Origin of the sequence: Komagataeibacter xylinus (genome assembly GCF_004302915.1) — a bacterium.
GTDB classification, from domain to species: Bacteria; Pseudomonadota; Alphaproteobacteria; order Acetobacterales; family Acetobacteraceae; genus Komagataeibacter; species Komagataeibacter xylinus_C.
Genome location: NZ_QQBI01000005.1, coordinates 55,576 through 80,054, shown reverse-complemented (window position 1 = coordinate 80,054; position 24,479 = coordinate 55,576). Strand labels below are relative to the sequence as shown.

The following is a 24,479-nucleotide window of genomic DNA, read 5'->3' as shown; positions in this document are numbered from 1 at the left end:
CTTTTACACTCTGCGTCCATGATCGACATTATCGTTCTCGGCGCGGCGGCGGGCGGCGGATTTCCCCAATGGAACTCCAACGCTCCCGGTTGCAGGCGGGCCAGGGCCGGCGATCCGGCAGCCCTGCCCCGCACACAGGCTTCCATCGCCATCAGCGGAGATGGAAAGAACTGGTTCGTGGTCAACGCATCACCTGACCTGCGCACCCAGATCAACCAGACCCCTGCCCTCCACCCCAGCGAGGGCCTGCGCTCCACGCCCATCGCTGGCGTGATCCTGACAGGCGGCGAGGTGGATACCATCACCGGCCTGCTCACCCTGCGCGAGCGACAGCCCTTTACCCTTCTGGCTACGCCCGAAGTGCTGTCCATGCTGGATGCCAACCCCATTTTTGAGGCCCTGAACCGCGCGGTCGTGACCCGTGAACCGATGGGACTGGACCAGCCCGTGGCGCTGAAGCTGACCGATGGCGCGCCCGCGGGCCTGACCATCGTGCCCTTTGCCGTGCCCGGCAAGGTGCCGCTTTATGCCGAGTCCGGCCCTGACCCTGCGGCCATCTGTGAAAATGGCGAGACGATCGGCCTCGAAATTTCCGATGGCAGCCACCGCGTGTGCTTCGTGCCCGGCTGCGCGCGCATGACCGATAACCTGCGCGTGCGCCTGCGCGGGGCGGATGCCGTGTTCTTTGACGGCACGCTGTGGGTGGATGACGAGATGGTGCGCGCGGGCCTGGGCGAGAAGACCGGCCGCCGCATGGGCCACATGTCCATGGACGGGATGGACGGCACCATCGCCGCCCTGCGTGACCTGGGCATCAAGCGCAGGATTTTCATACACATCAACAATTCCAACCCTGTGCTGCTGGCGGATACGCCCGAGCGCGCCGCCGTCGAGGCCGCAGGGTGGGAAATCTCCCATGACGGGATGAGGATTACGGCATGAGCGCACCCCTGCTTTCCCCCGATGAACTTGAAGCCGCACTCCGCGCCATCGGGGCGGAACGCTACCACAACCTGCACCCCTTCCACCGTGCGCTGCATGATGGCAGGCTCAACCGTGCGCAGGTGCAGGCCTGGGCGCTGAACCGCTATTATTACCAGGCCAGCATTCCCGCCAAGGACGCAACGCTGCTCGCCCGCCTGCCCACGGCGGAGCTGCGGCGCGAATGGCGCCGGCGGCTGGTTGACCATGATGGCGATGCACCGGGCACCGGTGGTGTCGCGCGCTGGCTCAAGCTGACCGACGGGCTGGGGCTGGACCGCGCCTATGTGGAGTCGCTCGAAGGGCTGCTGCCCGCCACCCGCTTTGCGGTGGATGCGTATGTGGCCTTCGTGCGCGACCGCTCCATCCTCGAGGCCATCGCCTCCTCGCTGACCGAGCTGTTCTCGCCCACCATCATCAGCGAGCGTGTGGCGGGCATGCTGCGCCATTACGACTTCATCACGCCTGAAACACTCGCCTACTTCCAGCCGCGCCTGACACAGGCCCCGCGTGATTCCGATTTCGCGCTGGGTTACGTGAAGGAACATGCCCGCACGCCCGAGCAGCAGCAGGCCGTGCTCGGCGCGCTCAAGTTCAAGTGTGGCGTGCTGTGGGCCATGCTGGATGAGCTGGAATATGCCTACGTCAATCCCGGCCGCATCCCCCCTGGTGCGTTCCGCCCGGATGCGGCATGAGCGCAGCCCTTACCGACGAGACGGTCATCCGCTTCGCGCGCGGAGTGCGGCTGCAGCATGACCGCGTGCGCGAGCGCTGGATCATCCAGGCGCCGGAGCGGGCCTTCATTCCCGACCCCATCGCAGCCGAAGTGCTCAGACTGGTCGATGGCACGCGCACGCTGGGCCAGATCATTGCCGATCTGGCCAGCCGCTTTGCCGCCCCGGTTGATGTGATCGGGCGCGATGTCCATGTCATGGTCAGTGACCTCATGACCCGACAGGTGCTGGTGGCATGACCGAAACCATTCTCTCGCCCATGAGCCTGCTGGCGGAACTCACGCATCGCTGCCCGTTGCAGTGCCCGTACTGTTCCAACCCGCTGGCGCTGGAGCCACGTAAAAACGAGCTTTCCACCGCCGAGTGGATCAGCGTGCTCGACCAGGCTGCCGAGATGGGGGTGCTGCAGGTGCATTTTTCGGGCGGCGAGCCGATGAGCCGCCCCGACCTGCCCGAACTCATCCGCCATGCCGTGGGGTTGGGGCTGTACACCAACCTCATCACCTCCGGCGTACTGCTCAACGAGAAGACTTTTCCCGCGCTGGTGGCGGCGGGACTCGATCACGTCCAGCTTTCGTTTCAGGATATCGATACGGCGAATGCCGAGCTTGTCGGCGGCATGAAGGGCGCGCAGGCCCGCAAGATCGAGGCGGCGCGGCTGGTTGCAGCCGACGGCATGCCGCTGACGCTGAACTTCGTCATCTACCGCGAAAATGCAGATCGCGTGCCGCAGATGCTTGAAGCGGCGCTGCAGATGGGCGCGCGCCGGGTCGAGATCGCCCATACGCAGTATTATGGCTGGGGGCTGGCCAACCGCGAGGCCCTCATGCCCACCGCCGCCCAGCTTGAGCAGACCACCGAGGCGGTGGAAGCCGCGCGGAAAAAATACGAAGGCCGCCTGACCATCGATTACGTCACCCCCGATTACTATGCCGATCGGCCCAAGCCGTGCATGGGCGGCTGGGGGCGGCGGTTCATCAACATCTCGCCCTCGGGCCGGGTGCTGCCGTGCCATGCGGCGGAGACCATCCCCAACGTCGCCTTCCCTGACGTAAGGCATGACACGCTGGACCATATCTGGCGTGAGGCCCCGCTTTTTACCATGTTCCGCGGCACGGACTGGATGCCCCAGCCCTGCCGGAGCTGCGACCAGCGTGAGAAGGACTGGGGCGGCTGCCGCTGCCAGGCCCTGGCGCTGGCGGGCAATGCCGCCGCGACCGACCCGGTGTGTTCGCGCGCACCCGACCATGAGCGGGTCAAGGCCGTGCTCGACACCCTGCCTGCCGAGCCGCCGCCCTTTCGCTACCGGCGTTACGCGCGCGCTACGGATGAGGTCGGCTGACCTCGCCCTTCACGTCCACGCGTGGCAGGCAGATCACGAAGCGCGCACCCTGCACGTGGCCATCGGCATCCACGCGGTTTTCGGCGCTGATGGTGCCGCGCAGGGCCTCGATGATCTGCTTGCTGATGGACAGGCCCAGGCCGGAATGCTGGCCAAAATTCTCGCTGCTCGGCCGCTCGGAATAAAAGCGGTCGAAAATGTTGTCGAGCTTGGCCTGCGGAATGCCGGGCCCTTCATCGCTGACCGCAATCTCCACCATGCCGCCCGCGGGCACCGCGCTGAGCAGGATCTTGCCATCAGGCGGCGAGAACGAGATGGCGTTGCCGATCAGGTTGCGCAGCACCTGCACCAGCCGGTCCTCCACCGCCAGCACCACCAGCCTGCGCTCCGGGCTGTCGCCGCTGCTGGCCACCGCCATGAAGGGCTGGCCCGGCTGGCGCGTGGCCTGATGGATTTCGGCCAGCACGGACAGCAGCGGCACGATGGCCACCGGCTCGGCGCGGGTGCGCGAGAGTTCGGCATCCACGCGGCTGGCGTCGGAAATATCGGTAATCAGCCGGTCGAGCCTGCGCACGTCGTCATTGATGATGGACATCAGGCGGCGCTGGCGCTCGGGGTCATCGATGCGCAGCAGGCTTTCAATGGCCGAGCGGATGGAGGAGAGCGGGTTCTTGATCTCGTGGCTGACATCGGCGGCAAAGCGCTCGATGGCGTCCATGCGGGCCCACAGCGCGCTCGCACTGTCCTGCAATGCGCGGGCGACCTCGCCAATCTCGTCGCGCCGGGCCAGCAGGCGCTCGGGCACCATGTCGGTGCGGTCTGAGGATTCGCGCATGGTATGGGCCGAGGCGGCCAGCCGCAGCAGCGGGCGCGCAATGGTGAGCGACAGATACCACGAGAGCAGGATGGTCAGCGCCAGCGCCATGAGGAACAGCGACAGGATGGACGAGCGCACCGCAAACAGCGAGCGATCGACATCCCTCGCCTCGCGCGTAAGCTGGATGATGCCCACCGTGGTCTGCCCCGCATGCATGACCGGCTCGGCCACGGTCACCATGAGCTGGTGGTCGGCGTTGCGGCGGATATAGGGCGGGATCTCCATCACCCGCGTGCCATCGGGCTGGGTCACGGGCTGGATCGACGGGTCTGAATCCGGCGTGTCCAGCGTCATGATCCGCTCGCCCGAGAGGGTGGGCAACTGCGCCAGAAGCCAGTTATACAGCCGTTCGCCCATATTGATCGATGTGCCGTGGGGCGGGCTTGCGTGCTCGTCTTCCTCCGCCGGTGGCAAAGGCGTGGCCTTGATGCCGAAGCCAGCCTGTTCCACGCGGCTGTCGGCCACGACCTGGCCATCGGGGGCAAACAGGCGGGCATGGGCGCTCGGGCTGGGCTCGGTCAGGCGTAGCAGCAGCGGGCCCGCGAGGTCAGGCGCCAGGGTCACGTCGCGGCGCGACACGATCACGGCACTCTGCCCCAGCGCGCCGGCATAGATGCGCGCCTGCTCGCGCAGGGCCGAGACCTCGGCCTCGAGCAGGCTGTTCTGGAACTGGGTCAGGTAGAGCAGCGTCAGCGCCAGCAGGCCAAGCGGCAGCGTATTGACCAGAAGGATGCGCCGCATGAGCGGCGAGACCAGCCGGGTGCGGTATTCCATGAATTCCGCGACCGCGTTCTGCCGCTCCCCGCTCCACCGCCGGGGCAGCAGGCGGCGCAGCGGGCGGGGAAGCGGCAGGGAAGACAGGAGGAGACGGGACACCGGCGTGGTCATTCCTCCTTGTAGCGGTAGCCGATGCCGTACAGCGTCTCGATCTGGTTGAACTCGTCATCCACCTGCCGGAACTTCTTGCGCACGCGCTTGATGTGGCTGTCGATGGTGCGGTCATCCACATAGATGTTCTCGCCATAGGCCGCATCGATCAGCTGGTCACGTGACTTGACCAGGCCGGGGCGCGCGGCAAGCGCCTTGACGAGCAGGAACTCGGTGACCGTAAGCTGGATGTCGCGCCCGTGCCACAGGCACTGGTGGCGGGTTTCATCCAGCGACAGGCCGCCGCGCACCATGGTGCCGGTGGGGCTGATGCCCGCCGCCTCGCTGCGGCTGACCTCGTTGCGGCGCAGCAGCGCGCGGATGCGCTCGAGCAGCAGGCGCTGCGAGAACGGCTTGGTGATGTAGTCATCCGCCCCCAGGCGCAGGCCCATGAGCTGGTCCACCTCCTCATCCTTGGAAGACAGGAAGATCACCGGCAGCTGCGAGCGCGCGCGCAGGCGCTGGAGCAGTTCCATCCCGTCCATGCGCGGCATCTTGATATCAAGTACCGCCAGGTCGGCCGGGCGCGATGACAGACCATGCAGCGCGCTCTCCCCATCGGTATAGGTGCGGACGATGAAGCCTTCCGCCTCCAGTGTCATCTGCACGGAGGTCAGGATGTTCCTGTCATCATCAACCAGCACGATCGTCTGTTTCGTTGGCTCCATGGGGGCTCTCTTTTTGCTCCTTCGCCGATCCGGGCATGACCGCCAGCACCTTGCCTGGCAGGCGCGCGCAGCATAGCGTCATAACCGCCCGCATGTCATGAGGGGATGCGGGTGCCGGGATCCACTGGAATGATAACGTCATTCCGGCTGCTCCGTTCACGGCAGGGACGTTGCGCAAAATCGGCATGCCTGCCGGGAGCGCAGTGCCTTGTCCATCGGTCAGTCGTTACCTACTTGTAAGAGCATGAGCGAGAACACAGACCCCAACCCCTTTGCCGACGCCCCCCACGGCGACGGCACGCCCTCCGATGCGCATGAAGCGCAGGCCCATGATGAAGCGCAGGCTCATGAAGCGGCAGCGCCCGAGGCGGAAGCCACGGTCGACCCGCGCATAGCCGAGCTTGAAGCCGAAGTCGCTTCCCTGCGCGACAAGTGGATGCGCGCGGAAGCCGATATGCAGAATCTCCGCGTTCGCACAAAGCGCGAAGTGGAAGAGGCCCGGCAGTATGCCGTGCAGAAATTCGCCAAGGACGTGGTCGAGGCGGCCGAGAACCTCAAGCGCGCGCTCGCCAGCCTGCCCAAGCCCGTCGAGGGCGAGGACAGGCTGATCACCAGCATGCGCGAAGGGATCGAGGGCACCGAGCGTTCGTTCATGGGCATTCTCGAGCGCAACGGCATCAAGGCGGAAGACGCGAAGGGCAAGCCCTTTGACGCCAACCTGCATCAGGCCATGAGCCAGCAGCACAGCGACGAACACCCCGAGGATACCGTGCTGGACGCCTGGACCCCGTCATGGACCCTGCACGGGCGGTTGCTCAAGCCGGCCATGGTGGTCGTGTCAAAGGGGCCGGCGCAGGAAGGGTGAAATCCCGCCCGTGCATGGCTGGATCCTCTTGAAAGCGACGCACGGGCTGCCTACATCGGATAATGATAACGACGTGCGGGTGGATGTGAAAAAAGACAGTCCACGCCACGCGCCGGAATACTGAAAAAAGAAGGGTCTGTCCCGATGCTTCGGGTCCGGACAGGCCGCTGAAAAGGAGAAGATTACATGAGCAAGGTTATCGGTATCGACCTTGGTACGACCAATTCCTGCGTTGCCGTGCGTGAAGGCGACGAGACGCGGGTTATCGAGAACAGCGAAGGCGCACGCACGACCCCGTCGATGGTCGCCTTTACCGCCAGCGGCGAGATGCTCGTGGGTCAGGCCGCCAAGCGCCAGGCCGTCACCAACCCGGCCAACACGCTGTATGCCGTCAAGCGTCTGATCGGTCGCCGTTATGACGACCCGACCGTGGAGAAGGACAAGACCCTTGTTCCCTACGCGATCGTCAAGGGCGACAACGGTGATGCATGGGTCGAGGCACAGGGCAAGAAATACGCACCCTCGCAGATCGCCGCCTTTATCCTGGGCAAGATGAAGGAAACCGCCGAGTCCTATCTGGGCGAGCCGGTCAAGCAGGCCGTCATCACCGTTCCGGCCTACTTCAATGACTCCCAGCGTCAGGCCACGAAGGATGCAGGCCGCATCGCGGGCCTTGAAGTGCTGCGCATCATCAACGAGCCGACCGCTGCTGCCCTGGCCTATGGCCTGGAGAAGAAGAAGCAGGGCACTGTCGCGGTCTATGACCTTGGTGGCGGCACGTTCGACGTGTCCATCCTTGAGATTTCCGAAGATGTGGTCGAGGTGAAGTCCTCCAAGGGTGATACCTTCCTTGGCGGTGAAGACTTCGATGCCCGCATCATCGGCTTCCTGGCCGACGAGTTCAAGCGCGAGCAGGGCATCGACCTGCGTAAGGACGAGATGGCCCTCCAGCGCCTGAAGGAAGCGGCGGAAAAGGCCAAGATCGAGCTCTCCTCCGCCAAGGAGACCGAGATCAACCTGCCGTTCATCACCGCTGACGCGTCGGGTCCCAAGCACATCCAGGTCAAGCTGACCCGTGCGAAGCTGGAAAGCCTGGTCGATGACCTGATCCAGCGCACGCTCGAGCCCTGCCGCGAGGCGATGAAGGATGTGTCCCTCTCGGCGGGCCAGATCGATGAAGTCATCCTCGTGGGCGGCATGACCCGCATGCCCAAGGTGATCGAGACGGTGAAGGAGTTCTTCGGCAAGGATCCCGCCCGCAACGTGAACCCCGACGAAGTGGTCGCCATTGGCGCCGCCGTGCAGGGTGCGGTGCTGCAGGGTGACGTGAAGGACGTGCTGCTGCTCGACGTGACCCCGCTCTCGCTGGGTATCGAGACGCTTGGCGGCGTGTTTACCCGCCTGATCGACCGCAACACGGTCATCCCGGCCAAGAAGAGCCAGACCTTCTCGACCGCGGCGGACAATCAGGACGCCGTGAACATCAAGGTCTATCAGGGCGAGCGTGAAATGGCGGCTGACAACAAGCTGCTGGGCAACTTCGACCTGACCGGCATCGCACCCGCACCGCGTGGCGTGCCGCAGATCGAGGTGACGTTCGACATCGACGCCAACGGCATCGTGTCCGTCTCGGCCAAGGACAAGGCGACCGGCAAGGAACAGCAGATCAAGATCCAGGCTTCTGGTGGTCTGTCCGAGTCCGACATCGAAAAGATGGTGAAGGATGCCGAAGCCAATGCCGAGTCCGACAAGGCCAAGAAGGAGCAGGTCGAGGCCCGTAACCAGGCCGAAGGCATGACCCATCAGGTCGAGAAGTCACTGGCTGAAGGTGGCGACAAGATCCCGGCTGCTGAAAAGGCCGAAGCCGAAGCCGCGATCGCCGCCGTGCGCAAGGCACTTGAAGGCACGGACGCCGAGGCGCTCAAGACCGCGACCGATCACCTGACGCAGGTTGGCATGAAGATTGGTGAAGCCATCCACAAGGCAGGTCAGGCCGCGGGTGCCGCAGGGGCCGCTGGTGAGGCCGCGCCGAAGGACGAAAAGGTTGTCGACGCCGACTTCGAGGACGTGGACGACTCCAAGAAGTCCTGATTGCCGCAAGGCGTCATACAGGCTCCGGAAAGCGGGGCGCGGGCCTGAGGGTCCGCGCCCCCTTCCACCAAGGTGGCGCCCGTGCTTCTTTGAAGACGGGCGCTTTTCATATGCTGCCCAACAACGACAGATGGAACGCGAGGATCGTGCCGCGACAAGCCGGGCGGCCGCGTTTGCTAGAGGACCGACATGGCCACCAATATAGATTATTACGCAACCCTTGAGGTTGCGCGCGATGCCAACGGCGACGAGATCAAGCGGGCATATCGCAAGCTGGCCATGAAATACCATCCCGACCGCAATCCGGGCGATGCGGAAGCGGAAGACACCTTCAAGAAAATCAATGAAGCCTACAACGTGCTGAAGGATGACCAGAAGCGCGCCGCCTATGACCGCTTTGGCCATGCCGCGTTCGAGGGCGGTGGCGCGGGAGCAGGTGGCTTCGATTTCGGTGGCGACGGGTTTGGCGACATCTTCGAGCAAATGTTCAACGCAATGGGCGGCAGGCGTGGTGGCCGCCGCTCGGGTGCCGATATCCAGGTGCAGGTCAGCATCACCTTTACCGAGGCCTTTGTGGGGGTGAAAAAGGAAATCACCATTCCCACCCGCGTCATCTGCAAAAGCTGTGATGGCTCCGGCTCCGCCGACAAGGACCAGGCGCCCGAAATATGCCCCTCGTGCCACGGCGCGGGCAAGGTGCGTGCGCAGCAGGGCTTTTTCTCCATGCTGGTTCCCTGCCCGACCTGCCACGGCACCGGTCGCCTGATCCGCAACCCGTGCAAGAAATGCCATGGCGCGGGTACGGTGGAAAAGAACCGCACCATTGAGGTGGCGATCCCCGCAGGCGTCGAAGATGGCATGCGCATCCGTGTCAGTGGTGAGGGCGAGGCCGGCGGCAAGGGCGTGCCTGCAGGCGACCTGTATGTGAATGTGTCGGTGGAGGCGCACGGCATTTTCCAGCGTGATGGCGCCAATATCTATTGCCGCGTGCCGGTGCGTATGGGGCAGGCCGCCCTTGGCACCGAGATCGAGGTGCCGGTGGTTGATGGCTCGCGCGCCAAGGTCAAGATCCCGGCAGGCACCCAGACGGGCGAGCACTTCCGCCTGCGTGGCAAGGGCTTCTCGGTGCTGCGGTCTTCCGCAAGGGGCGACATGTATATCCAGGTCGTGGTCGAGACCCCGCGCCACCTGAGCAAGCGCCAGCGTGAACTGCTGGAGGAATTCGAGGCCGATGCCGTAGGCCACGCCAAGGGCAGCCCCGAAAGCACCGGCTTCTTCAGCAAGGTGAAGGACTTTTTTGAAGGCAAGCCATAAGCCTGTCCTCACGCCATGGCGACCATGGCCTGCAGGTGGTTGAAATTGCTTATGGGTCAGGTGTAGGGTCGATCCACTATTCATGGTGAATCCCCCCCAACCTGCACCATGGATAGAGTTCAGGCGGCGCGATCCCCCGGTCGCGCCGCCATTTGCATATCTGGGTACTGGTGGAGAAGACAGCATGAACGCGCAGCCCCTGCGGATCGGGATTACGGGCCTTAATGGCCGTGTCGGTCGCCTTCTGGCGCAGGAAGTGCCAGCGGCGGGGGCCGTGCTGGCTGGTGGCACGACGCGCGATGGCTGCCCTGTCGAGGGGATCGACTGCCCCGTGCATGCCAATATTGCTGATCTGGCGCGGGAATGTGATGTGGTGATCGACTTCACCCATGCCAGCACGGTGGTGGGCCATGCCCAGGCCCTGGCAACGGCAGGCACGGCCTGGGTGCTGGGCACGACCGGCCTGTCAGTGGCCGACCAGCAGGCGGTCGATCAGGCCGCGACCCGCATTGCCGTGGTGCAGGCGGCCAATTTCTCGCCCGGGGTGACGCTGGTCACCCGCCTTGCCCGCCAGATGGGTGCCGTCCTGCCCGGCAGCGAGTATGATGCCGAAATCCTTGAAATGCATCATCGGCAGAAAGTGGATGCCCCCTCGGGCACTGCGTTGGCCATGGGCCGCGCGGTGGCGCAGGGGCGGGGAATCAGGCTTGAGGACCATATTGAAAGCGGGCGCGATGGCCATACCGGCCCGCGTGCCGATGGCGCGATCGGTTTCGCGGCCCTGCGCGGCGGGCAGATCGTGGGCGAGCATTCGGTCATTTTTACCTCCAGCCATGAACAGATCAGCCTGACCCATCGTTCCTTTGACCGCAGGGTGTATGCCACGGGCGCGGTCCGCGCCGCGCACTGGCTGCGCGGGCATGAGGTGGGGCTTTATGACATGGAAGATGTGCTGGGCCTGCCGCGCGATTGATGTCAGATTATTGATAATAAAAGATAAAAGTTTTTGGGTGCCGCCTTTTTCCAAAAGGGCGGCGTCTTTTGAAGCTTTTTGAAAAAAGCTTCACCAAAAACTTTTTCATGACAGTGCTTCGACCATCCGCGTGCCGCAGGCCATCCGGGAGGGTGGTATTCAGGGAAATGGCTTGACGCTTGGGCGGGTTTCGGCCAAACGCATGCGATCGTACGCCCGGTTTCGCAGGCGTTATTCTACTCCATACGAGGCAGACAGGACCATCATGCGCAATAAAGGCGATTTTCTGTTTACATCGGAATCAGTATCCGAAGGGCATCCCGACAAGGTCGCTGACCGGATCAGTGATACCGTTCTCGATGCATTCCTGACAGCAGACGGTGAATCCCGCGTTGCGTGTGAAACGATGGTCACCACAAACCGCATCATCCTTGCCGGTGAAGTGCGTGGTCCGTCTTCCGTAACCCCTGACCTGCTGATTCAGGGCGCGCGCGATGCGGTGAAGGACATCGGCTACGACCAGGCCGGTTTCTCATGGCGCAATGCCGAGGTGGAATACTACCTGCATGCCCAGTCCGCCGATATCGCCGTGGGCGTTGACAGCGCGGGCGAGAAGGACGAAGGCGCAGGCGACCAGGGCATCATGTTCGGCTTCGCCACGCGCGAGACCGAAAGCCTCATGCCCGCGCCGCTGTTCTACGCGCATGACATCCTCCACCGCGTGCGCGACCTGCGCAAGGCGGGTGACCCGCGCGCCGCAGCCCTGCAGCCCGATGCCAAGAGCCAGGTCACGCTGCGCTATGTCGATGGCAAGCCCGTGGGCGCCACCTCGGTCGTGATCTCGACCCAGCACGTGGAAGGCGCCAGCCAGGCCACCATCCGCGAGGAACTCGGCAGCATCGTGCGCGATGTGCTGCCCGAGGGCTGGATGCCGCCGGAAGATGAATTCTACGTCAACCCCACCGGCGTGTTCGTGATCGGCGGCCCCGATGGCGATTGCGGCCTGACCGGGCGCAAGATCATTGTCGACACCTATGGCGGTGCGGCCCCGCATGGCGGCGGCGCGTTCTCGGGCAAGGACCCCACGAAGGTGGATCGTTCGGCAGCCTATGCCTGCCGCTACCTGGCCAAGAACGTCGTGGCCGCAGGCCTTGCCGATCGCTGCACGCTGCAGATCTCCTACGCCATTGGCGTCTCGCACCCGCTTTCGGTCTATGTGGACCTTGATGGCACGGGCAAGGACATCGATGAGGCAAAGCTGGGCCGCGTCCTGCGCGAGGTCATGGACCTCAGCCCGCGCGGCATCCGCAAGCACCTGCGCCTCAACCGCCCCATCTACACCCAGACCTCCGCCTACGGCCATTTCGGCCGCACGCCGGATGCGGCGAAGGACGACTTCACCTGGGAGCAGACCGATCTGGTCGATGCCCTGCGTGGCGCGTTCAACCGCTAAAAGACAATAAAAGTTTTTGGGTGCGGCTTTTTTTCAAAAAGGCTGCACCAGAAACTTCTGTATCAAGGGGGCTTGCCATGGCTGCTTGCAAAAGCGGGTCGTGGCGGCCCCCGATGCGTTTTTCAATCATGCCGTGCATTACGGCAGCAGGAGCAGGATTTTCGGATAGATGACGGCCTCCGTGGATGTAAAGCCATCGCCAGACCGACTGTACGGACGCCCGCGCGGCCATACGCTGCGCCCCCGCCAGCAGCGTCTGCTCGACCAGACGCTGCCGCGCATGCGTTTTCCCGAGGCTGCCATTGCTGATCCGGCCACGGACTTTGGCCATAAGCCCGCGCAGATCTGGCTTGAGGTGGGTTTTGGCGGGGGCGAGCATTCGCTGGCCCAGCATGCCGCTCACCCCGACATAGGCTATATTGCCTGCGAGGTGTTCGAGAACGGCCTGTGTTCCCTGCTTTCGCGCGTCGTGCCCGATGGCGGCGAGGACACCGCCCCCGTCCCCGACATGCTGCGGATATGGGATGAGGATGCGCGCATCCTGCTGCGTGGCCTGCCTGACCAGTCGATCGACCGCATGTTCCTCATGTTCCCCGATCCGTGGCCCAAGTCGCGCCATGCCAAGCGTCGCTTTGTCCACCCCGAGACAGTGAAGCTGGTCGCCCGCGTGCTGCGTCCTGGCGCCCTATGGCGCGTGGCCAGCGATGACCCGACCTATCAGGCCTGGGTGGAGGAAGTGATGGGCGCGCAGGACCTGTTTGATACCGCACCTCCCGCCACCGTGCGGCCCGAGGGCTGGGCTCCCACCCGGTACGAGGCCAAGGCAATCAGGGCAGGTCGCCAGCCGCTGTACTGGACCTTCACCCGCCGCTGATCACGACAGCGACGTGCCGGTCAGCCGTTCGGCCGCCTGCCACAGCCGCCTGGCAATGGTCAGGTCGCGGGCGGCGGGCGGCACGAAGGCCTCGGTCACTGGCCCCCGGCGCTCGCCCCAGCCACCGGGGCCGTAGTAACCGCCATCACGCGCCTCGGGCGCCATGGCGGCGAATTCGATGGGCAGCGCCCCATCGGCAGCGGACTGCCCCATGAGCCGGAACGCCCATACCGCGCCAAAGCGGGTCATGCGTTCATGCAGGCCCTGTTCGGTATTGAGGCGGCTGGTGGCGATATCGGTCATGGACCAGCCGGGATGGGCTGCGATGGAATGCAGGTTCCAGCCATGCGTGCGGGCCTGCCGGTCAAGCTCCAGCGCCAGAATGAGATCGGCCAGCTTGCTCTGGCGGTAGGCACGGAACGGCGCGTAGCGGCGGCGGCCCTGCAGGTCGTCAAACACGATCTGGCCGGTCAGCGCCGCAAGGCTTGCCACCGTCACCACGCGGCCGCCATGGCGGGGCGCGCACAGCAGTGGCCGCAGCCGCGCGGTGAGCGCGAAGGGGCCAAGGAAATTGGTGCCGAACTGCAGTTCGAACCCGTCGCGCGTTTCCAGCCGGTGGGGCGTGCCCATCACGCCCGCATTGTTGACCAGCACATCGAGCGTATCGGTCTCGGCGGCGAGGTCGTGGGCAAAGGTTGCGATGGATTCAAGCGAGGCGACATCAAGCAGGCGGAAGGAGGCGCTGGCCCCCGGTGCGTCCTGTTGCAGGCGCGTGAGTGCCGCCAGCCCCTTGTCGGGGTTGCGGCCCGCCAGCATGACCCGCGCGCCGCGCCGTGCCAGGCCAAGGGCGGTCTGGTAGCCCAGGCCACCGGTCGCACCCGTGACCAGGGCCAGGCGCCCGTCCATGCGGGGGGCCTGTTTTATGGTCCAGTGTCTGCTCATGGTTCAGCCTGTTCTCCGGGTTGGTTCATTTCTTTCTCGGCAGTGGCTTCCGCCTCGGCCGTCAGCCGTGCTTCGTTGCGGCGCAGGAAGATGATGGCACACACCAGCACGATCCCGCCACAGATGGCGACCGTCATGCCCACCGGGCCGGACAGCCGCGTGATGCGGTTGCCCAGGTAATAGGCCGCGTAGGCATAGCCCCCCGCCCATAATATGCCCCCCATGGCATTGAACAGCAGGAATTTGGGCCATGACATATGGTTGGCGCCCGCCAGCAGGGCAACAAACACCCGCAGGATGGCGATAAAGCGCCCCACGAACACGATGATGCCTCCATGCCGGTGGAACAGGAAGCGCCCCAGTTGCAGCCGCCGCGCGGTCAGCCCGATCCGCGCGCCCTTGCGTTCGAGCAGCGGGTAGCCCAGCCATTTGCCAATCAGGTAGCCGCAGTTGTCGCCCATGATCGCGCCTATGATGGCAGCCGTCGCCACCCATCTTATGTCCAGTCTGTGGGTGGTGGCGCAGTAAAGGGCTGCGGAGATGACCAGTGTTTCCGCCGGGAGGGGGATGCCCATGCTCTCGAGCATGACAATGACGCCGATTACGCCATAGCCGTAATGCTGGAAAAGGGATTCAAGATGGTGAAGCAGCGGACTACCTGTCACAGATAAGAAGATTATGTAGGGTACGGGCACAGGCCGTGAAACACGGTTTGGGCAATCCCGATACCATTGTCACGCACAAATGGCAGGAGCTAAAGCATGACCCAGTCCGGCACCAGCAGCAAGGCGGACATCGCCATACGACCTTACGGCACATGGCCCTCACCCGTCAGTGCGGCGCTGGTGGCGGGGCAGACGGTGTCGCTGTCTGATGTGCGGGTCGATGGGCGGGATATCTACTGGATCGAGGGCCGCCCGGCCGAAGGCGGCCGCCGGGTGCTGGTGCGTGCCCGCGCGGGTGTTGTGGCGGACATGACCCCTGCCCCGTTTGATGTCGGCACGCGCGTGCATGAATATGGCGGCGGGGCATATGCGGTCTGCCAGGGCCGGATTGCACTGAGCAACCGGCGTGATGGCAGCGTGTGGCTGATGGAAGGCGGGCAGTCGCGCTGCCTTGCCGCAGGTGCGGGCCTGCGCTTTGCCGACCTGACCTTCAGTGCCGATGGCCGCTTCCTGTTCTGCGTGCGTGAGGATCATGGCGTGGAAGAGGGCGAGCCCGCCGCCGCCATCGTGGTGTTCGACTGCATGGCGGTGGTGGAAGACCCTGCCTTCAATGGTGGCACCCCGCTGGTGATGGGGCCGGATTTCCTGTCCTCGCCCCGGCCCTCGCCCGATGGGCGGTACCTGGCCTGGATCGAGTGGGACCACCCCGCCATGCCGTGGGACGCCACCCGCCTGCGGGTCGCCACCCTGCTGCAGGAAGGCTGTGACCCCCCTCGCCTCGCCGCCCCGTGGACGCTGGCGGGCGAGGATGGGCAGGCGGAATCGGTCATTGAACCAAGCTGGGATGCGGCAGGTCGCCTGCTTGCCCTGTCGGACCGCAGCGGGTGGTGGAACCTCTACCGTTTCGACACCACATCCTCCGCCCCGGTGGCGGTGGCCCCCATGCAGGCCGAAATTGGCCAGCCGCACTGGATCTTTGGCCTGCGCAGCTACGCGCTGCTGGCCGATGGCGCGATTTTGGCCATGATCGTAAGCGGTGGTGAAGCCCACATGGCCTGCCTGCGTGATGGCGTGGCGACACCCGTGGCCCTTGGCCACCCCGCCGGCTGCCCCGTGCCGGTGGAAGGCGGCGGCTTCGCGTGGCTTGACGCGCCGCCTGACAACGCGGCGGCGGTGGTGACAGGCAGCCCGGGGCAGACGCATGTGCTGCGCCGTGCAACCGACCTGCCGCTTGCACCCGCTGATATTGCCCTGCCGCGCGCCATCACCTTTCCCCTGCCTGCGGGCGAGGGCACGGGCCAGGCCTTTTTCTATGCGCCTGCCAGCAGCCGCTGCGGCGGGCCTGCGGGTGAAAAGCCGCCGCTGGTGGTCATGGCCCATGGCGGGCCGACCGGGCGGGCAAGTGCCGCCTTCTCGTTCAAGGTGCAGTGGTGGACCAGTCGGGGCTTTGCGGTCGTTGATGTCAATTATGGCGGCTCGACCGGCTTTGGCCGTGCCTACCGCCAGCGGCTTGAGGGCCAGTGGGGCGTGGTGGATGTGGATGACTGCATCGCCGCCTGCCATTATCTGGCGGCGCAGGGGCTGGTCGACCCCACCCGCATCGTCATACGCGGCAGCAGTGCTGGCGGGTTGACGGTGCTGCTGGCGCTGGCGCGCTCCGACCTGTTTGCCGCGGGCACCAGCCTGTATGGCGTGACCGACCTGCGGGCGCTGGCAACCGATACCCACAAGTTCGAGTCACGCTATCTTGATACGCTGGTTGGCCCCTACCCTGCCGATGAAGCGACCTATCTGGCCCGCTCCCCCATTACGCAGGTCGCGCACATCAAGGCGCCGGTGCTGTTTTTGCAGGGGCTGGATGACAAGGTGGTGCCGCCCTCGCAGGCGCGCTCCATGGTTACTGCGCTGCGGGGGCAGGGCGTGCCGTGTGCCTTGTATGAATTTGCAGGCGAGGGCCACGGTTTCCGGCAGGAGGCGACCATACGGCAGGCCTGGGAGCTGGAACTGGCCTTCTACCAGCAGGTGCTGCGCCTGCCCGTGACCCCTGCCCTGTCAGTTGAACTGAAGGCGTAAGGCAGAATGCCGCCTTTTTGAAAAAAGGCGGCACCCAGAAACAAACTTTTATTCTTCTTCCTCCACGATCGCGGTGTTGCCGCGCGTGGGGCGGAAGCGCCCTTCACGCAGGGCCTCCTCGATATCCTCAAGCGAGGCGCCGCGTGTTTCAGGCACCATGAAATACACGAACAGCACCGAAAGCAGGTTCACCCCGGCATAGAACCACATGGTGCCCCCCAGCGTGATCTTGGTGACCAGCGTGAGTGCCGTGCTGGTGACCAGCAGGTCACTGCCCCACAGCATGGCCGAATGCAGGCTGGTGGCGTTGCCGCGCATGGAGAGCGGGAACATCTCGGCACCGAGCAGCCAGCCCACCACCTGAATGCCACCGGCGTTGAACACCATGAACAGCAGCATGAACACAATGATCAGCCAGCTGCCCATGCTGCCCGGCTGCGGGTGGGCGAGGAACATGATGCCCAGCCCGATCAGGCTCAGCACGCTGCCCGGCCCCATGACCAGCACAAGGCGGCGGCGGCCGATGCGGTCGACAATGTTCGAGCCCAGCACGGTCATGACCAGGTAGATGATGGAAATGCCGATGCTGGCCATCAGCGCCGATGAGCTGCCAAACCCCGCATCCGACAGGAAGGTCGGCGCGTAGTAGATCATCATCTCCAGCCCGCCTGCCTGCGTGAAGAACGCGACGCCAAGGGCGGCCACGAGTGCGGGGCGCACCCAGGGCTGGCGGATGCCGCGCCAGCCGATGTCGCGCGGGTCGGTCTCTTCATTGGCGTTGGCGTGGATGCGGCGCATCTCGCGGCGGATCTCGCGCTCGGAGGTGCGGATGCGCTGGAGCTGCTCAAGGGCGGAATCCAGGCTTTCATGCTCCGCCGCCCAGCGCGGGCTCTTGGGCAGGAAGAACATGGAGATGAACACGCCCGCCGCCGGAATGGCCGCAATGGCCACCATCGGCCGCCAGCCCCACGCATCACGCGCGGCAAAGCCTATGATGTTGGCGGCAAAGATGCCGATGCCGATGGCGATGTTGAACATCGTGACCATGTGGCCGCGCTTGTGCGCGGGGGCGAGTTCCGAGATGTACATCGGCACCACCTGCGTGGAGCCGCCGACTGCAAGCCCGAGGAACACGCGCGCCGCGATGAGCGTATAGACATCGGGTGAAAACGCGCAGGCCAGCGCGCCAAGCACGAACACCGCCGTGACGATCATGACCGATTTGCGCCGGCCATAATGCTCCGACAGCCAGCCGGTGAGCAGCGAGCCGAGCACGGCACCCGCGAGAATGGCGGAGGCCACCATCTCCTGCAGGAAGCTGCTGAGATGGAAGTCCTTGGTAATGAGCAAGAGCGCGCCCGACACGATGCCGGTATCGTAACCATAGAGGCCGCCACAGATTGCGGCCACGATGGCTGCGAGCCACAGGGTCTTGCGCGCGTTGGGTGAAATCTCGATCTGGGACAGATCGGGTAGCGGTTCGGTTGGTTGCTGGGTGTTCTGGGGTGGGGGGGACTGGGTGTTCATGCGGGTGCCTTTTCCTTTCCTTGTTGTTATAATTCATCCGTATCGGCCCGGTTCCCCCGCAGGGTCAGCCTGCCCCTTGGTGGGGCATGGCGTTCAGGGCGGCTTTCATGCGGGCAATGTGCCCCATGGTGGCGTGCAGGCCGCTCCAGTCATCGGCCGTGGCGATGGGCTGCCACAGGGCTTCCACTGTTTCGACCGGCATCAGGCATGGCGCCCCGTCGCTGAAATAGGGGTGCGACAGGTCACAGCCCGCCACGGGCTCATGCTGCATGAGCGCGCCCTGCACGGGACGGAAACTATCCTGTGCATAAAAGGATGCATGTGGCCCCGATATAGCCCGTTTCTGGCTCTTGGGGCCACCATACCAGTCAAAAAACGGAAATTCAAACCCAATCTGGCTTTCTTCCATGAATGAGAACAGGCATTCACGTAGATGTTGCGATGATTTTCTTGAAATTTCGTTGATACCAAGCCGGTTTAATACAGAAATATCAAGGAATCTTTCATATCTGATCCAGAAGTCATCAAAAATACTTTGAATTTTCTCAAGTGACGAAAGCGCGATCAGGCACTCGCCCAGCCGGGCCACGTTCCACATCATCGCCTCGGGCTGGCGGCCATAGGCATACAGGCCCGAATGGTCGAAATAGGCGGCGGTGAAACGGGGGTCGAAGCTGGGCAGGAACCGCCACGGGCCGTAATCAAAGCTCTCGCCGGTCAGGTTTATGTTATCGGTATTGAGCACCCCGTGTACGAAGCCCGCCGTCATCCATTGCGCCGTCATCTCGGCCATGCGGGTGGTGGCGGCATCGTACAGCGCCGCCGCCGGGTCGGGTTCATTGGCAAGGTGGGGGTAGTAGGTCTCGAGCACATAGGCCACGAGATGTTTCAGGCTGGCCTTGTCATCATTGGCGACAAGGCGCTGGAACGTGCCGATGCGGATGTGCGAATGGCTGAGCCGCGCCAGCACGCATGACCGCGTGGGCGATGGCTCGTCGCCCCGGTGCAGGGCCTCGCCGGTTTCGATCACGCTCAGTGTGCGCGAGGTGCGCACGCCCATCGCGTCAAGCCGCTCGCTGGCCAGGATTTCGCGCACGCCGCCCTTGAGCGTCAGCCGTCCGTCCCCCCCGCGTGACCAGGGCGTGGTGCCGCTGCCCTTGGTGCCGATATCGAGCAGGCGGCCATCCACGCTGTCCATGAGCTGCGCGAACAGGAAGCCCCGCCCATCGCCAAGGTCGGGGTTGTACGACCGGAACTGGTGGCCGTGATAGCGCAGGGCGAGTGGCTGGGGCAGCGAGCCGGGCAGGGGGTCGAAATGACCGAAATGGCGGACCCATTCCGCATCCGTCAGCCCGTCAAGGCCGATGCGGGGCGAAACATCATGATTGCGGTAGCGCAGGATGTGGGCGGGGAAGGTGGCGGCTTGCACCACGTCATAGAATTCATCGCCGAGGCGGCTGTGATGGGTGGCGGGGGCGTAGCAGTCGGAGAAGGGCATTTTCATCTACTTTACGGGTGATAACTTATTGTTCCTGATCTGTATCGAGCACGGGCAGGTCGAGGGAAAAGGATGCATGGTTTTGCAGGCAGGAGGCAATTTCCCGCCCCGATACAGCACCCAGCGTGGCCGGTGACCAGCGCGGCGCGTTGTCCTTGTCGATCAGGCGGGCGCGCACGCCCTCGGCAAAATCGGGGCGGCGGAGCAACTGGCTGATGAGCTGGAATTCCTGCTCCAGCACATGGTCCAGGTCAGGCAGGGCGCGGGCGGCATGATAGGCGGCAAAGGTGATGCACAGCGAGAACGGGCACGCCCCCTGCAGGGCGGCAATGTCGGCCTGCGCCCAGGGGGCCGGATGGGTTTGCAGCCGCGCCATGATCGTTGCCACGTCCGGCGCGTCATAGACCGGGGCGATGGTGGCGGTGTCCGGGCCGCCGTCAAGGGCAGGGCAGGGCGGCAGGCTGTCCATCACCAGCCCCGCGGGCGTGTGGGTGAGTGCGCGCCTTATGTTTTCAAGCTGGCCGGAAGGGGCCTGCCGGTCGGCAAAGCCTGCGGCTATGGCCATGGTGGCGTTCATGCGCCCGCCGGTCAGGCCAAGGCGCAGCCCGCTCAGCCCTGGCGCGCGCGCGAGCAGGTAGGACCCGCCTGCATCCGGTGTCAGCGCAATGGCGTTCTCGGGCATGGCCACGCAGGCGCGCTCGGTCACGATGCGGTGGCGCACATGCCCGCCAAGCCCCACGCCGCCGCCCATGCAGATCCCGTCAAGGAACGAGACAACCGGCTTGGGGTAGCCCGCCAGCATCGAGGCCAGCCGGTAGCTGTGGCGGAAGGGTTGTGTTGCCGCCTCCACCCCGCGCTCGCGCAGCAGGGCGCGGATGGCGCGGATATCACCGCCCGCGCAGAAGGCGCGCGGGCTGGTGCTGTCAAGCAGCACGGTTTCAACGCCCGGGTCATGGCGCCATGCGCGCAGGGTGGCGGCAAGGTGGTTGATCATGTCCAGGTTAAGGGCATTGAGCGCCTCGGGGCGGCCGAGCGTGATGCGGCCGAGCGCGCCCTGCACGGTGGTCTGGATGGGTTCGGGGGGCACGGGTTGCGTCCTTTCATGTGGTTTTGCGGTATTCAACGAGGGTAGAATGCGCTACCTCCGCTGCTGTCCGGCGTCACGGCTGCGTGCGGACCACAGGCATGCACAGTTACCGAAGGCAGAAGCACCATGGGGATTGACGCCCTCACCTTTCGCAACGCCATGGCCCGCCTGGGCGCGGCCGTGAATGTTGTCACGACGGGAACACTTGATGACCCGGCGGGTTTTACCGCCTCCGCCGTGTGCTCGGTGACCGATACGCCGCCCACGGTTCTTGTCTGCCTCAACCGCAACTCTCGCGTGCGCGACCGCTTTCGGGTGGATGCGGCCATGTGCATCAATGTGCTCGCCGCCGACCAGCAGGACATATCGGGCGTGTTCGCAAGCCCGCTCGAGCAGGCCGAGCGCTTCCGCTCCGGGCACTGGGATACGCTGACCACGGGTGCGCCCGTGCTGAACGAGGCGGTGCTGTCGCTTGACTGCCGCATCGAGCGGATTGTGGAAGTCGGCACCCACAGCGTCATGTTCGGCGCGGTGGAAAGCCTGCGCAATTCCAGCCCCCGTGGCGGGCTGGTCTATTTCAACCGCAGCTACCACATGCTGCCTCACGCGCCGGGCGAGTAAGGCACTGTTTGAAAACAGTTCATTGATAAAAAATAATAAAAGTTTTTGGGTGCTGCCTTTTTTCAAAAAGGCAGCGTTCTTCTAAGTTTTTTGAAAAAAGCTTCACCAGAAATTTTTACACTTCTTCATATTAAGAAAAAATCCAGCCTTTTGCCGCATGCACAGCGCAGTAATGCGATGGAAGGAGCAGATGCCATGGCACAGACCCCGCGCGCCCGCCCCCCGCAGGTTCCTGTCTTGACGCTGCGCGGGCTGATCTGGATACATGCGGGACTTGCCCTTTTCGTGGCCCTGATGGCCATGTGGGTGGATCACCTGCCGGACTGACCGCCTGCCGGGACGCAGGGCAGGGTGGTTGGAGCCCTCCGGCAAACCGCACAGGAGCACAGCATAGTGGCCCGCATGACACAGACGGCCGGAACCGGCCTGCCCGCGGGGACCGAGTCCCTGCTTGAGCAGGCTGCCAGCCTGTGCACCGCGCGCGCGGTCAGGCTGACGGACATGCGCCGCCTGGTGCTCGGGCTGGTGCTGGCTGCCGAGCGGCCGCTGGGTGCTTATGAGCTGCTTGAGCAGATCCGTGCCAGCCGGGGCAGGCCGGTGGCGCCGCCCACGGTATACCGCGCGCTGGATTTTCTGATGGAGCAGGGGCTGATCCACAAGATCGAGCGGCTCTCGGCTTTTGTGGGGTGCAGGCACATGCTGGAATCGGGGCATGCCTGCCACGGGCATGTCCATGCGGCGCAGTTCCTGATCTGCAGTGCGTGCGGGCGTGTGACCGAGCTCGATGATCCCCATATCCTCAAGGCCCTGCTGGAGGTGACGAAGGCACGGGGCTTTACGGTGCGGCAGACCACCATCGAGGCCGAAGGCCTGTGCGCCGCGTGTGGCTGAGGGTGGTTGAACGGAGCAGGCGCGACCCTGAGGGGGCGTGAGCCGGGATTGATGGGGCGGATGCATGGGGCAGGGGCGCAAGGGCAGGATGACAGGGCTGCCGCTCATACCGACCGCGCCCCGGCACCCGCGGCGCAGGCGGCCTGCGGCCCCACCCGCGCCGCCGCCGCCACCCGGCGCCAGGGCGCAGCCCGACCTGTTTGCCGCGGCTGCGGCGGACCGCCCGCATGCGCTGACCTATCTTGATATCGCGGGCCTCGGGCTGGCCGTGGTGCCGGCCCGCACCCTGCGCCCTGATGACGGGCCGGATGGCTATCTCTACCACATCACCACCACCACCGGGATGGACACGCTGCGCGCGCGTGGCACGCTCCTGTTCTCGCCCCGCGCGCCGCTTGTGCTGACAGAACGCCCGGGCATACTGCCATGGCTTGCAAATATGATGGAAGTCATGGAATCGGACTGTGAAGCAGGGCATAGAGCGGATAGCCCTGTTGTTTTTAGGGTAAAACGATTTGTCATTGACAGGCTGCTGGAACATGATCCCGACCGGACGCGCGAATATGGTGTATCGTTCTTTCTCCTGACCGGCCTCGCGCGACAGGAATAATGTGATCACCGGCAACAATAAGAATATCAAAGGACCGGATTTTAATGGAAAATCAGCCTGCGCCCGCCGTATTTGATCCGGCCCGGATGCGTACCCTCATCATTGGCTGCCTTGCCGCGCTGGCAGGCCTCATGGCCGGGCTTGACATCGGGGTCATATCCGGTGCGCTCGACCTGCTTGCCGCCACCTTCCATGCCACCACCCTCCAGCAGGAATGGATTGTCAGCGCCATGATGGGCGGCGCTGCCGTAGGCTCCCTGTGCGGGGGCTGGATGTCGCACCAGATCGGGCGCAAGCATGCGCTGCTGGTGGGGGCGGCGGTGTTCGTGGCAGGCTCGCTGGCCTGCGCGCTGGCGTGGTCGATCCCGTCCATGATTGCAGGGCGGCTCATCATGGGGCTGGCCATCGGGGTGGCGGCGTTCACGGCGCCACTCTACCTGTCCGAGATTGCCAGCGAGCAGGCGCGTGGCGCCATGATCTCGACCTACCAGCTCATGATCACGGCGGGCATTTTCATCGCCTTCCTGAGCAACACCATGTTCAGCTACGCGGGTAACTGGCGCGGCATGTTCGCCATTGCCGCCGTGCCGGGCGTGCTGTTCCTCATTGGCGTGCTGTTCCTGCCCTACAGTCCGCGCTGGCTCATGATGCGTGGCCGCAGCAAGGAAGCGCTGGAAGTGCTCGAAGACCTGCGCAACGACAAGAGCGTGGCCATGCAGGAGATCCAGAACATCAGCCGCCAGCTCCAGCAGAAGCAGCGTGGCTGGAGCCTGCTGCGCAACAACCGCAATTTCCGCCGCTCCATTTTCCTGGGCATGACGCTGCAGGTCATGCAGCAGCTCGCGGGCGTGAACGTGGTGATGTATTACGCCCCCAAGATATTCGCCCTTGCAGGCTATGTCGGCCCCGCGCAGCTCTGGTGCACGGCCATGGTGGGGCTGGTGAACATGCTGGCCACCTTCATCGCCATCGGCCTTGTCGACCGCTGGGGCCGCAAGCCGATCCTGTATACCGGCTTCCTGATCATGGCCGTGGGCATGGGCAGCCTTGGCTTCATGCTCAACCGCCCGCATCTCGACCAGTCGGAGCAGATCATCGCGGTGTTCATGCTGCTGATCTACATCTCGGGCTTCGCCATGTCGGCGGGGCCGCTGATCTGGGTGCTGTGCTCGGAGGTGCAGCCGCTGCAGGGGCGTGACCTTGGCATTTCCATCTCCACGCTCACCAACTGGATCGCCAACATGATCGTGGGCGCAAGCTTCCTGTCGCTGCTGCAGTGGATGGGCAATGGCCCGACCTTCTGGCTGTTTGCGGGGTTCAACCTGTTCTTCGTGCTGATTACATGGCGCTTCATTCCCGAGACACGGGACATGTCGCTTGAAAAGATCGAGCAGCGCCTGATGGCCGGGTTGCCGCTGCGCGAAATCGGCCGGGGCGCGCCGCTGCCAGAGGAAAAATAGAAAGTT

Annotated in this window: 24 protein-coding genes; 16 read left to right on the top strand and 8 right to left on the bottom strand. The window is 64.5% G+C overall.

Features of this window, described 5'->3' with window-relative positions; all coding sequences use genetic code 11:
* Nucleotides 1–18: 18 nt before the first annotated feature.
* Genes pqqB through pqqE form a run of 4 tightly spaced genes read left to right on the top strand, consistent with a single transcriptional unit; the run spans nucleotide 19 to nucleotide 3,057 of the window.
* Nucleotides 19–942, top strand: a complete 924-nt coding sequence (gene pqqB, locus DV027_RS05025; RefSeq protein WP_130730824.1) for a pyrroloquinoline quinone biosynthesis protein PqqB — start codon at nucleotides 19–21, stop codon at nucleotides 940–942.
* Nucleotides 939–1,676 carry a pyrroloquinoline-quinone synthase PqqC gene (gene pqqC / locus DV027_RS05020; RefSeq protein WP_130730823.1) on the top strand — a complete coding sequence of 246 codons (738 nt, stop codon included), beginning with the start codon at nucleotides 939–941 and terminating at the stop codon, nucleotides 1,674–1,676. The genes pqqB and pqqC overlap by 4 nt, the downstream gene beginning before the upstream one ends.
* Nucleotides 1,673–1,954 carry a pyrroloquinoline quinone biosynthesis peptide chaperone PqqD gene (gene pqqD, locus DV027_RS05015; protein ID WP_130730822.1) on the top strand — a complete coding sequence of 94 codons (282 nt, stop codon included), beginning with the start codon at nucleotides 1,673–1,675 and terminating at the stop codon, nucleotides 1,952–1,954. Before pqqC ends, pqqD begins: the two co-directional genes overlap by 4 nt.
* Entirely contained in the window at nucleotides 1,951–3,057 is a 1,107-nt protein-coding gene (gene pqqE, locus DV027_RS05010) for a pyrroloquinoline quinone biosynthesis protein PqqE (RefSeq protein ID WP_130730821.1), read from the top strand. Before pqqD ends, pqqE begins: the two co-directional genes overlap by 4 nt.
* Here pqqE and DV027_RS05005 read toward each other — a convergent pair.
* Nucleotides 3,038–4,708: a stimulus-sensing domain-containing protein gene (locus DV027_RS05005; protein WP_242621741.1), complete on the bottom strand. Its 1,671-nt coding sequence runs from the start codon at nucleotides 4,706–4,708 to the stop codon at nucleotides 3,038–3,040. The genes pqqE and DV027_RS05005 overlap by 20 nt on opposite strands.
* A gap of 110 nt (nucleotides 4,709–4,818) precedes the next feature.
* On the bottom strand, nucleotides 4,819–5,529 hold the full coding sequence (locus DV027_RS05000; protein WP_061275238.1) for a response regulator transcription factor: 711 nt from the start codon (nucleotides 5,527–5,529) through the stop codon (nucleotides 4,819–4,821).
* 244 nt (nucleotides 5,530–5,773) lie between these two features.
* On the opposite strand from DV027_RS05000, the gene DV027_RS04995 reads away from it, so the two are divergent.
* The 5 genes from DV027_RS04995 to metK all read left to right on the top strand — a co-directional run bounded on the left by DV027_RS04995 (nucleotide 5,774) and on the right by metK (nucleotide 12,225).
* Nucleotides 5,774–6,394, top strand: coding sequence for a nucleotide exchange factor GrpE (locus DV027_RS04995; RefSeq protein WP_130730819.1), 621 nt, complete (start codon nucleotides 5,774–5,776; stop codon nucleotides 6,392–6,394).
* A gap of 186 nt (nucleotides 6,395–6,580) precedes the next feature.
* The gene (dnaK, locus tag DV027_RS04990) at nucleotides 6,581–8,485 is read left to right on the top strand and encodes a molecular chaperone DnaK (protein ID WP_130730818.1); all 1,905 of its coding nucleotides are present in this window, start codon (nucleotides 6,581–6,583) and stop codon (nucleotides 8,483–8,485) included.
* A gap of 189 nt (nucleotides 8,486–8,674) precedes the next feature.
* Entirely contained in the window at nucleotides 8,675–9,799 is a 1,125-nt protein-coding gene (gene dnaJ / locus DV027_RS04985) for a molecular chaperone DnaJ (protein ID WP_130730817.1), read from the top strand.
* Nucleotides 9,800–9,983: 184 nt separating this feature from the next.
* Nucleotides 9,984–10,772, top strand: a complete 789-nt coding sequence (gene dapB, locus DV027_RS04980) for a 4-hydroxy-tetrahydrodipicolinate reductase (RefSeq protein WP_130730816.1) — start codon at nucleotides 9,984–9,986, stop codon at nucleotides 10,770–10,772.
* 265 nt (nucleotides 10,773–11,037) lie between these two features.
* Nucleotides 11,038–12,225: a methionine adenosyltransferase gene (metK, locus tag DV027_RS04975; RefSeq protein WP_130730815.1), complete on the top strand. Its 1,188-nt coding sequence runs from the start codon at nucleotides 11,038–11,040 to the stop codon at nucleotides 12,223–12,225.
* On the opposite strand, the gene DV027_RS17400 is transcribed toward metK, so the two are convergent.
* Nucleotides 12,215–12,355: a hypothetical protein gene (locus tag DV027_RS17400; RefSeq protein ID WP_165399108.1), complete on the bottom strand. Its 141-nt coding sequence runs from the start codon at nucleotides 12,353–12,355 to the stop codon at nucleotides 12,215–12,217. The two genes, metK and DV027_RS17400, sit on opposite strands and share 11 nt — an antisense overlap.
* A 39-nt stretch (nucleotides 12,356–12,394) precedes the next feature.
* Between DV027_RS17400 and trmB the strand changes: the two genes are divergently transcribed.
* Nucleotides 12,395–13,099 carry a tRNA (guanine(46)-N(7))-methyltransferase TrmB gene (gene trmB, locus DV027_RS04970; RefSeq protein ID WP_130730814.1) on the top strand — a complete coding sequence of 235 codons (705 nt, stop codon included), beginning with the start codon at nucleotides 12,395–12,397 and terminating at the stop codon, nucleotides 13,097–13,099.
* On the opposite strand, the gene DV027_RS04965 is transcribed toward trmB, so the two are convergent.
* Together DV027_RS04965 and DV027_RS04960 are read right to left on the bottom strand one after the other, a co-directional pair.
* On the bottom strand, nucleotides 13,100–14,041 hold the full coding sequence (locus DV027_RS04965; RefSeq protein WP_130730813.1) for an SDR family oxidoreductase: 942 nt from the start codon (nucleotides 14,039–14,041) through the stop codon (nucleotides 13,100–13,102). It abuts the gene before it with no gap.
* Nucleotides 14,038–14,706 (bottom strand): DedA family protein, encoded by a 669-nt coding sequence (locus DV027_RS04960; protein ID WP_242621732.1) that lies wholly within the window; start codon nucleotides 14,704–14,706, stop codon nucleotides 14,038–14,040. Before DV027_RS04960 ends, DV027_RS04965 begins: the two co-directional genes overlap by 4 nt.
* Nucleotides 14,707–14,802: 96 nt before the next feature.
* Here DV027_RS04960 and DV027_RS04955 point away from each other — a divergent pair, with 96 nt between their 5' ends.
* Nucleotides 14,803–16,779, top strand: coding sequence for a S9 family peptidase (locus tag DV027_RS04955; protein WP_130730812.1), 1,977 nt, complete (start codon nucleotides 14,803–14,805; stop codon nucleotides 16,777–16,779).
* Between the two features lie 48 nt (nucleotides 16,780–16,827).
* Here DV027_RS04955 and DV027_RS04950 read toward each other — a convergent pair whose 3' ends face one another.
* From DV027_RS04950 to DV027_RS04940, 3 genes are all read right to left on the bottom strand, one after another.
* A complete protein-coding gene (locus tag DV027_RS04950) occupies nucleotides 16,828–18,306 on the bottom strand; it encodes a sugar porter family MFS transporter (RefSeq protein WP_130730811.1) in 1,479 nt (492 codons plus the stop codon).
* A 64-nt stretch (nucleotides 18,307–18,370) separates the two neighbouring features.
* On the bottom strand, nucleotides 18,371–19,804 hold the full coding sequence (locus tag DV027_RS04945; protein WP_130730891.1) for a protein adenylyltransferase SelO family protein: 1,434 nt from the start codon (nucleotides 19,802–19,804) through the stop codon (nucleotides 18,371–18,373).
* A gap of 25 nt (nucleotides 19,805–19,829) precedes the next feature.
* A complete protein-coding gene (locus DV027_RS04940) occupies nucleotides 19,830–20,891 on the bottom strand; it encodes an enoyl-CoA hydratase/isomerase family protein (RefSeq protein WP_130730810.1) in 1,062 nt (353 codons plus the stop codon).
* A 126-nt stretch (nucleotides 20,892–21,017) separates the two neighbouring features.
* Here DV027_RS04940 and DV027_RS04935 point away from each other — a divergent pair, with 126 nt between their 5' ends.
* The 5 genes from DV027_RS04935 to DV027_RS04920 all read left to right on the top strand — a co-directional run bounded on the left by DV027_RS04935 (nucleotide 21,018) and on the right by DV027_RS04920 (nucleotide 24,473).
* Nucleotides 21,018–21,512: a flavin reductase gene (locus DV027_RS04935; RefSeq protein WP_130730809.1), complete on the top strand. Its 495-nt coding sequence runs from the start codon at nucleotides 21,018–21,020 to the stop codon at nucleotides 21,510–21,512.
* Nucleotides 21,513–21,707: 195 nt separating this feature from the next.
* Nucleotides 21,708–21,839, top strand: a complete 132-nt coding sequence (locus DV027_RS18040; RefSeq protein ID WP_275100972.1) for a hypothetical protein — start codon at nucleotides 21,708–21,710, stop codon at nucleotides 21,837–21,839.
* Nucleotides 21,840–21,914: 75 nt separating this feature from the next.
* Nucleotides 21,915–22,403, top strand: a complete 489-nt coding sequence (locus DV027_RS04930) for a transcriptional repressor (protein WP_130730808.1) — start codon at nucleotides 21,915–21,917, stop codon at nucleotides 22,401–22,403.
* 88 nt (nucleotides 22,404–22,491) lie between these two features.
* Nucleotides 22,492–23,013, top strand: a complete 522-nt coding sequence (locus tag DV027_RS04925; RefSeq protein WP_242621731.1) for a hypothetical protein — start codon at nucleotides 22,492–22,494, stop codon at nucleotides 23,011–23,013.
* Between the two features lie 44 nt (nucleotides 23,014–23,057).
* Nucleotides 23,058–24,473 carry a sugar porter family MFS transporter gene (locus DV027_RS04920; protein ID WP_130730806.1) on the top strand — a complete coding sequence of 472 codons (1,416 nt, stop codon included), beginning with the start codon at nucleotides 23,058–23,060 and terminating at the stop codon, nucleotides 24,471–24,473.
* The last annotated feature ends 6 nt before the right edge of the window (nucleotides 24,474–24,479 follow it).

Excerpts from the sequence above, each read along its gene's own strand:
- DV027_RS04995 (WP_130730819.1), top strand. The coding sequence starts at position 5,774 with ATGAGCGAGAACACAGACCCCAACCCCTTTGCCGACGCCCCCCACGGC.
- pqqB (WP_130730824.1), top strand. The coding sequence starts at position 19 with ATGATCGACATTATCGTTCTCGGCGCGGCGGCGGGCGGCGGATTTCCC.
- metK (WP_130730815.1), top strand. The coding sequence starts at position 11,038 with ATGCGCAATAAAGGCGATTTTCTGTTTACATCGGAATCAGTATCCGAA.
- trmB (WP_130730814.1), top strand. The coding sequence starts at position 12,395 with ATGACGGCCTCCGTGGATGTAAAGCCATCGCCAGACCGACTGTACGGA.
- dapB (WP_130730816.1), top strand. The coding sequence starts at position 9,984 with ATGAACGCGCAGCCCCTGCGGATCGGGATTACGGGCCTTAATGGCCGT.
- DV027_RS04965 (WP_130730813.1), bottom strand. The coding sequence starts at position 14,041 with ATGAGCAGACACTGGACCATAAAACAGGCCCCCCGCATGGACGGGCGC.
- DV027_RS05000 (WP_061275238.1), bottom strand. The coding sequence starts at position 5,529 with ATGGAGCCAACGAAACAGACGATCGTGCTGGTTGATGATGACAGGAAC.
- DV027_RS04935 (WP_130730809.1), top strand. The coding sequence starts at position 21,018 with ATGGGGATTGACGCCCTCACCTTTCGCAACGCCATGGCCCGCCTGGGC.
- DV027_RS18040 (WP_275100972.1), top strand. The coding sequence starts at position 21,708 with ATGGCACAGACCCCGCGCGCCCGCCCCCCGCAGGTTCCTGTCTTGACG.
- DV027_RS04930 (WP_130730808.1), top strand. The coding sequence starts at position 21,915 with ATGACACAGACGGCCGGAACCGGCCTGCCCGCGGGGACCGAGTCCCTG.
- pqqE (WP_130730821.1), top strand. The coding sequence starts at position 1,951 with ATGACCGAAACCATTCTCTCGCCCATGAGCCTGCTGGCGGAACTCACG.
- DV027_RS17400 (WP_165399108.1), bottom strand. The coding sequence starts at position 12,355 with ATGATTGAAAAACGCATCGGGGGCCGCCACGACCCGCTTTTGCAAGCA.
- DV027_RS05005 (WP_242621741.1), bottom strand. The coding sequence starts at position 4,708 with ATGGAATACCGCACCCGGCTGGTCTCGCCGCTCATGCGGCGCATCCTT.
- DV027_RS04950 (WP_130730811.1), bottom strand. The coding sequence starts at position 18,306 with ATGAACACCCAGTCCCCCCCACCCCAGAACACCCAGCAACCAACCGAA.
- pqqC (WP_130730823.1), top strand. The coding sequence starts at position 939 with ATGAGCGCACCCCTGCTTTCCCCCGATGAACTTGAAGCCGCACTCCGC.
- DV027_RS04920 (WP_130730806.1), top strand. The coding sequence starts at position 23,058 with ATGGAAAATCAGCCTGCGCCCGCCGTATTTGATCCGGCCCGGATGCGT.
- dnaJ (WP_130730817.1), top strand. The coding sequence starts at position 8,675 with ATGGCCACCAATATAGATTATTACGCAACCCTTGAGGTTGCGCGCGAT.
- DV027_RS04945 (WP_130730891.1), bottom strand. The coding sequence starts at position 19,804 with ATGCCCTTCTCCGACTGCTACGCCCCCGCCACCCATCACAGCCGCCTC.
- DV027_RS04955 (WP_130730812.1), top strand. The coding sequence starts at position 14,803 with ATGACCCAGTCCGGCACCAGCAGCAAGGCGGACATCGCCATACGACCT.
- pqqD (WP_130730822.1), top strand. The coding sequence starts at position 1,673 with ATGAGCGCAGCCCTTACCGACGAGACGGTCATCCGCTTCGCGCGCGGA.
- DV027_RS04925 (WP_242621731.1), top strand. The coding sequence starts at position 22,492 with ATGACAGGGCTGCCGCTCATACCGACCGCGCCCCGGCACCCGCGGCGC.
- dnaK (WP_130730818.1), top strand. The coding sequence starts at position 6,581 with ATGAGCAAGGTTATCGGTATCGACCTTGGTACGACCAATTCCTGCGTT.